At 70.4% G+C, this 565-nt stretch carries 1 pseudogene; it reads right to left on the reverse strand.

Features of this window, described 5'->3' with window-relative positions:
- Nucleotides 1–565 (reverse strand): annotated as a pseudogene (locus tag CCN39_RS16405) (alpha/beta hydrolase); the annotation flags it as partial.

The raw sequence follows: 565 nt of genomic DNA on the forward strand, positions 1-565 counted from the left end.
CCGCCGTGCGACCGGCCGGGTCCGCCGCCACCAGGCTGCGCCCGAGGCCGGCGTAGGCGTCGAAGTTCGACATCTGCGTGTTGACGCCGGGCACGAACAGCCCGACGTTGCGCGTCCCCGGCTCGATGTGCCCGACGAGCTCGACGATCCGGCCGTTGCCGGACGCGTCGAACCGGAGGATCTGCCGGTGGTTCGCCAGGATGTCCTCGTACAGCTTGATCCGGGCCTGCGACCGCGCGACTTCGTCAAGATCGGTCGATGCCGCCAGCCGCAGACGTTCGGCAGTCAGAGCGTCGGCGACCTTGACGCGGTTGTCCGCGATCGCGTGCGCCCACGCCCCGGTGTCGGCCGAGCCGCCGATTCCGGTCGGATTTCCCGCACGGGGCAACGGATCCTCGGGCAGCAGCGCCCGGTACATCGCGGCGACCTGCGCATCGACGCGGCGATAGCCGGCCGCGCAAGCGGTGAGTCCACTTTGGATCGTCCGCAGCCGGGACACGCTCGACTCGAGCTTCGAGCCCAGCTCGGTCATGGTCTTCTCGAACGTCTTGGCCGCGGCGGCGGA

The organism is Amycolatopsis kentuckyensis (assembly GCF_002155975.1).
Taxonomy (GTDB): Bacteria; Actinomycetota; Actinomycetes; order Mycobacteriales; family Pseudonocardiaceae; genus Amycolatopsis; species Amycolatopsis kentuckyensis.